This is a genomic window from Nesterenkonia sp. K-15-9-6 (assembly GCF_052656005.1).
In genome coordinates, this window is sequence record NZ_JBQYEY010000010.1 from 121,020 (window position 1) to 127,751 (window position 6,732).

Sequence of the window (6,732 nt, forward strand, 5' to 3'; positions counted from 1 at the left end):
GTGGCGGTCAGGTCGAAAGCGCGCCCACCGCGCCCGGAAGGCGCCGCGGGCGGCGGGCGGGCTCAGCCGGCGTCGTCCGGCGCGTGAGCACGGCCGGACGGCGTGCTGTCCTGGACCGTGCTGTCCTGGATCTCCAGAGGCCGGTGACCATGGCGCAGCAGCGCCTCGCGGAGCTCGACGCGATCGTCGATCGGTCGGTGGTCGCCGTCGAAGTCCTGGTGGATCTCATGGCCGCGCCCGGCCAGGATCACCGTGTCCCGCGGCGACGCCGAGGCCACGGCCCGTTCGATCGCCTCGGCCCGCGGCCAGATCTCCTCCAGAACAGTGGTCAGCCCACCGGACTCCACGGCCTCACGGGCCCCCGCCATGACGTCGTCCCGGATCTGTGCCGGGTCCTCGCCGTGGGGGTCGTCGTCGCTGACGATGACATGATCGGCCATGCGGACGGCGATCGCACCCATGGTGGGACGCTTCGAACGGTCCCGATCCCCCGCGGCGCCGATGACCAGAATGATCCGGCCCTCCCCCTTCGTGGCGGCCACTGCGTCAAGGGTGCGGATCATCGCATCCGGGTTGTGGGCGAAGTCCACGATCGCCGCCGGCGACTCGCAGATGACCTGCATCCGGCCCGGCACGGAGATGGTGAACGGGTCCGATTCAAGGGCGTCGACGACCTCCTCGCGGGTGAAGGGCGCATCCGGAGCCTCAAGGACCATGACAGCCGCCAGTGCGGCGTTGGAGACGTTGAAGAGTCCCGGCAGGCCGGTACGGGTTCTGATGCGTGCCCCGCTGCGGGCGTGATGGAGGGTGAAGCGATGCCCCATGCCGTCGGGCGCGACGTCGACCACCTCCCAGTCCACCTCCGCGGCCTGGCCCGCCGTGGCCAGGGTGACGACCCGGCCGGTGGCCACCGAGGCCATCTGATGGCCCCACGGGTCGTCCACCGTGATCACGGACGTCCTCGTCCTGCGGCGGGTGAACAGCTCGGCCTTGGTGGCGAAATACTCCTCCATGGACCCGTGCAGGTCCAGGTGGTCCTGGGTGAGGTTCGTGAAGCCGGCGACGTCGTAGTGGAGCCCCGCCGTGCGCCGATAGCTGATCGCATGGGAGGAGACCTCCATGGCGGCCGCGGCGACGTCACGCTCCCGGAAGAGCGCCATGAGGCTGTGCAGCTGCACCGCCTCCGGCGTGGTCAGCTGCGAGGGGATCGTCTCCTGGCCAGCACTGATCTCGATGGTGCCGATCAGCCCGGTGCGCCGTCCTCGCCTCCCGTGCAGCGTATCGAGCAGGGAGCGCAGGAAGTACGTGGTGGTGGTCTTCCCGTTCGTTCCGGTCACACCGAACAGGGACGGCCCCGAGTCCTGCGTGTTTCCGTAGATCACCGCGGCGGCGGGGCCCGCGGCCTGGCGGACGTCCTCCACCTGCAGCACCGGGAGCCGATACCCGACCTGCTCACGCACCTTGTCCGCGCCCGCGGCGTCGGTCAGCACGGCCGTCGCCCCGGCCTCCACCGCCTGACGGATGAAGTCCGCGCCGTGGGCGCGGGCGCCGCTGACGGCGACGAAGAGGTCACCTTCCCCCACGGCGTGGGGATTCATCGCCGCACCCGTGAGCAGCGTCTCGTGCTCGCGCCGACCCACCGGAGTCAGCAGCGGCTCATGGCCCGTCGCCTGAAGCTCCTCGGCCAGTCGACCCACCGTGGTTCCCGCCACGTGGCGGGGCCTGAACACGCTGTCCTGCTCCGCGACGGAGAGCGGGGTGTGTGAGCTGGGCATCGGGCCTCTCGTTCCGGTCGGTCGATGATCATGGGGGATGAGGGGTGGTTCCGCCTGTGGGCCGGACCGTTGAAAGTTGTATCACGGCTCGGCGCCGACGGCCTCGCCGGCACGATGCGATATGCATGACACCCGCCGTGATGCCCCGTCAGCGCCCTGCGGGGGGACGCAGGCGCCGTCGGACCGAGTCACCATGGCCGGTCCTGGTCGTCACCGGTGAAGGCGTCGTAGGACTCCGACTCCTCGCCCGACGGCGGGACGTTCCGCGTGCTCAGGACGTGGGACATCACCTCGGAGAACGTGTCCACCACGGTCCAATCCCGCCATTCGCCCTGGGGCCGATGCACAGTGACGGCCACCAGATACTGCGGGTCGTCCAACGGGGCGACCCCGACGAAGGACGTCGTATGCCCGTCGAAGCCGCCGCCCTCTCCGGCCGCCTGCCCGGTACCGGTCTTCCCGCCCACACGATAGCCCGGGATCTGGGCGCCCGTGGCGGTCCCGTGGTCCACCACGCCCTCCATCAGCTTGAGCATCTCCTGCGAGGTCTCCGAGGAGAAGATCCTCTCCGAACCGCTCTCGACGGGGTGCTCGGATCCGTCCGGATCGATGTAGGCGTCGATGAGCTGGGGGTCCACGCGGACGCCGTCGTTGGCGAAGGTCTGGAACTGACTGATGTTGTGCAGGACCGTCGTCGTGTACCCCTGGCCGAACTGGGTCGTGAAGGGCTGCCTGGCGTCCCACTCCTCCGGGGAGCGCAGGACCGACGTCGCGGACGAGGTCAGGCCGACGTCGATGTCCTCGCCGATGCCGACCCGCCGCATCCAGTCATAGCGTTCCTGCTCCGTGAGCTCGTTGCCGATCATGACCGTGCCGGTGTTGTAGGAACGGGCGAAGATGCCGGCCGCCGTCATGTCGAAGGTCTCGTGCCGCATCGAGTCATTGATCACCTGGCCGTCGAACTCCTGCCGGTTCGGCACCGTGAACGCGTCGGTGGGCGCCACCGCTCCCTCTTCGAGCGCCGCAGCGAAGGTGATCCCCTTGCCTGTGGAGCCGGGCTCGAAGTCCTGGGTCAGGGCCAGCGGTCGGCGGAACAGCTCGTCCGTGGCCCCGGGATCGGCCGGGTCCACCGTCTCGGAGTCGGCCATGGCCATGATCTCTCCGGTCCGCACGTCCATCACGGTCACATTGCCCCACAGGGCGCTGTACTCGTTGGCCTTCTGAGCGATGGCCTCCTGGGCGAACCACTGCAGGTCCTGGTCGATGGTCAGGCGCACGTCCTGCCCGTCCTCGGCCGGAATCTCCTCGAACGTGGCCGTGGGGATCCTCACCCCGTCGCCGGCGATCTCGAACGTGCGCTCACCGTCCGTGCCGGACAGCGCCGAGTCCTGGGCGAGCTCGATGCCGTCCAGCGGAGTGCCGTCGGAGCCCACGAACCCGAGGATCGATCCGGCGACGGCACCCGCAGGATAGGTCCGTTGGGAGACCGGCTCCGCGTACAGGCCAGGGATGTCCAGATCCAAGGCCCTGCTGCGTTCGTCGGGGGTCACGGACCGGGCGACCACGGAGTAGGCCCGATCTCCCTCCATGCGCTCGGCCAGGTCTTCCGGCTCCGCATCCAGGATCGAGGCCAGGTCGGAGATCGCAGTCTCCAACGGCATCGTCGTCCACAGCCCGGTGACCTCGTCCCGGACCCGGAAGTCATCGATGAGCCGCTGATCGACGACCAGGTCGTAGCGCTGGACGCTGGTCGCCAGGGTGCGCCCGTCGACGTCGAGGATCTCACCGCGCTCGGCGGGAAGGGGCACGCTGCGGAGGCGTTCGGACACGGCGGCCTGCGCATGGCCCGAGGGATCGAGCCCCTGGACATGGAAGAGGCGCACCCCGAGGACGAGCAGCAGAGCGACGAGGGCGGCGAGTCCGATGCGCATGCGCTGGGACATGAGTCGTCCATCACGCGTGCGACGATCGTCCACGCTCTGAGTCGTCACCATCGCTGCTGCGGACCTCCGGGATCTGCTCGTCGGTCGGCGTCCGGTGAGGACGCCGGCGGGACAGACGGCCGGCCGGCTGGTCAGTCGAGGCCGGGCGCGGGGATCGTCCCGCCATTGAGCCGGTCGGGGCTGAACCCGCGTCCGTCGTCGGCGGCGGACTCGCTGTCCGCCTGCTGACCATTGTGCCCCGGGGTCGGCTGGGTCAGGGTGTTCAACGCGCCGGAGCCGAGCAAGCCGGCAGGCGCCCCGCCGGCCTCCTCTGCGACGTCCAGGGAGGGCGCGGCCTCATCTCCCGGCTGGACCGGGGTGGAGACGAAGCTCGAGGGCCGGTCGGACGAGTCGGCGGCCTCTGCGGGACCAGTGACGGTCCCGCCGTCCAGTTCGAAGGCGCCCGCTGCCGCAGGCATGACCATGCCCAGAGAGACGGCGTTGTCAGAGAGCACCTGGGGTGACTGCAGGTGCAGGACCTGCTGCTCGAGAGCCTGGTTCTGCTGGGTGAGGAGCTGGTGCTGCTGCGTGAGTTCCACCACGCGGTACTGGGTGTTGGAGACGTGGATGTTGATCGCGAGGACGACGGCGAGGGCAGCCACCATCAGAGCGATGATGCCCGCCGTGAGACCGCGGTGGCGCCGACGCACCTTGGGCAGGGCCCGCAGCGTCGGTGCTGCGGTGCCCAGAGACGACGGCTTCTCGTCCGGTGAGGGCGTCGCTGACAGTTCCCACTCGGGAACAGCCTGTGTGCTCATCGCGTGGTCCTCCTCGCCCTGATCTTCTCAGCTGATCGCAGTTTCGCGGAGGCGGCTCGCGGGTTCTCCGCCATCTCTGTGGCATCCGGGACCTCCGCGCCCCGGGTGACCGCCCGAAACGTCGGTCGGTGTTCCTCCAGCTCCACCGGGAGGCCGGGCGGCGCGGAGGACTTCGTCCGTGCGGCGACGGCCTGCTTGACCAGCCGATCCTCCAGAGAGTGGTAGCTGAGCACCACGAGGCGACCACCGAGGTCGAGCGCGTCCATGGCTCGCGGGACCGCGTCCTCGAGGACGTCGAGCTCCCGGTTGACGGCGATGCGCAGAGCCTGGAACGTCCGCTTGGCAGGGTGTCCGCCGGTCCGCTTGCTCGCGGCGGGCACCGCGGCATCGACGACGGCGGCCAGGTCACCGGTGGTCAGGAAGGGGCGCTCGGCGCGGCGCGCGACGATGCGCCCGGCGATGCGCCCGGAGAAGCGCTCCTCGCCGTACTCCTTGAGAATCCGGCGCAGCTCCGGCTCGGGGATCCGCGCCAGGAGCTCGGCGGCGGTCTCATCCGCGGAGTCCTCGGCGGCGTCCATGCGCATGTCCAGCGGGGCATCGTAGGAATAGGCGAACCCACGATCGGCCTCGTCCAGCTGCAGGGAGGAGACGCCGAGGTCGAACAGGATCCCGGCGAGACCCTCGTCGGAGCTCAGCTGCTCGCGGGCGACCTCGTCCGCACGGTCGTAGACGGTACGGACGCCGCGGAACCGGTCGCCGTGGACAGCCAGGCGGTCACCGGCCAGCGCAAGCGCCTCGGTGTCGCGATCGAGACCGATGACCCGGACGTCCTCGTCGGCCGCCAGGAGCGCCTCGGTGTGCCCGCCCATGCCCAGCGTCGCGTCGATGACCACGGGCCGACGGCCGGCGGCACGGACCGCAGCCACGCCGCCGAGCAGCAGCTCGATGCAGCGGTCGCGCAGGACCGGGACGTGCCGGTCGCCGGTGGCCCGCTCAGCCATGTTCGCCTCCAGATGCCGGAGAGGATCCTTGATCCAGCTCCCCCTCCGCGCCGAGGCCGCCTGACACCGGGGAAGAGATGTCAGGATGCCTTCGGAGCGGCTGGAGAACTCGCCCAAGGACCCTCTCGCCTGTTCGTCGTTTCGCACGGTGTTCGGTCCGCTGCGGCGCCTTCGGGACGCCGTGCACCTGGACCGTGCTCCTAGAAGATTCCGGGGATCGCCTCCTCGTCGGTCGACGAGAACTCGGACTCCTTCTCCTCCAGGTAGGAGTTCCATGCCGCGCTGTCCCAGATCTCGGCACGGTCCCCCGCACCGATCACCGTGACATCACGATCGAGTCCCGCGTACTCCCGCAGCGCCGCCGGGATCGTGATGCGGCCCTGCTTGTCCGGAGCCTCGTCCGAAGCTCCGGAGAGGAACACGCGGATGTAGTCACGTGCCTGCCGAGAGGTCAGTGGGGCCTGTCGCATCTGCCGGTGCACGTTCTGGAACTCGTCCGTGCTGAACACGTAGATGCACCGCTCCTGCCCGCGGGTGAGGACCAGGCCGTCGGCCAGCTCGTCACGGTATTTCGCGGGCAGGATCAGACGACCCTTCTCGTCCATGCGCGGGGTGTAGGTGCCGAGGAACACAGCGCCCACCGCCTCACATGTCCGTGCAGTCTCGCCCTCCAGGAACCCTCTTCCCTCTGACGCCCTCCACTTTACCCCACTTTCCCCCACTTTCAACCCAATCGCCCCCACGCGTCGCCTCGACAACCCCCACCGACGGCGCCGAGCAGCCCATGAATCCTTCTGACCTGCAGTTTCGTGAGGATCTGAGCCGTGGGGCGCAGTGGAGGGAGGTGGAGGACCCTGTGCTCCCCGCACCTCCGCGGACGGGACGCAGCAGCCCGGACACGGGCTCGAGCCGGCATCTGACGCCCCGGAGACCACGGCGCGGGGGTCCTGAGACCGCGACAGTGGAGGAAAGGTGGAGGAAAGTGGAGGAGGACGGCGAAGAGCGCCGGTCACCGGGACGGGACACGGCGGATCGCGACCATGCACGAGCAGCGCAGGTCACCCAGGGCATGATCCAGTGCCACCCAGCACCTCGTTCACCCACGGACTCATTCACCCACGGGCTCATTCACCCACGGGGGGTTATAGGCCAAAATGTGTGTACAGCGCGGCCGGGGATCGTTGATATAGCGGGGATGTAGGGGCCTGCACATGCT

Annotated in this window: 5 protein-coding genes; all 5 read right to left on the reverse strand. The window is 69.4% G+C overall.

The window, feature by feature from the left end; genetic code table 11:
• Window positions 1–62: 62 nt before the first annotated feature.
• The 5 genes from SD455_RS08390 to mraZ all read right to left on the reverse strand — a co-directional run bounded on the left by SD455_RS08390 (window position 63) and on the right by mraZ (window position 6,148).
• Window positions 63–1,775 (reverse strand): UDP-N-acetylmuramoyl-L-alanyl-D-glutamate--2,6-diaminopimelate ligase, encoded by a 1,713-nt coding sequence (locus tag SD455_RS08390; RefSeq protein WP_445507803.1) that lies wholly within the window; start codon window positions 1,773–1,775, stop codon window positions 63–65.
• 188 nt (window positions 1,776–1,963) lie between these two features.
• A complete protein-coding gene (locus SD455_RS08395) occupies window positions 1,964–3,718 on the reverse strand; it encodes a peptidoglycan D,D-transpeptidase FtsI family protein (RefSeq protein WP_445507804.1) in 1,755 nt (584 codons plus the stop codon).
• A gap of 131 nt (window positions 3,719–3,849) precedes the next feature.
• Window positions 3,850–4,515: a hypothetical protein gene (locus SD455_RS08400; protein ID WP_070161698.1), complete on the reverse strand. Its 666-nt coding sequence runs from the start codon at window positions 4,513–4,515 to the stop codon at window positions 3,850–3,852.
• On the reverse strand, window positions 4,512–5,516 hold the full coding sequence (gene rsmH / locus SD455_RS08405; protein WP_311023914.1) for a 16S rRNA (cytosine(1402)-N(4))-methyltransferase RsmH: 1,005 nt from the start codon (window positions 5,514–5,516) through the stop codon (window positions 4,512–4,514). The genes SD455_RS08400 and rsmH overlap by 4 nt, the downstream gene beginning before the upstream one ends.
• Window positions 5,517–5,716: 200 nt before the next feature.
• Window positions 5,717–6,148, reverse strand: a complete 432-nt coding sequence (gene mraZ / locus SD455_RS08410; protein WP_070161768.1) for a division/cell wall cluster transcriptional repressor MraZ — start codon at window positions 6,146–6,148, stop codon at window positions 5,717–5,719.
• Window positions 6,149–6,732: the final 584 nt, after the last annotated feature.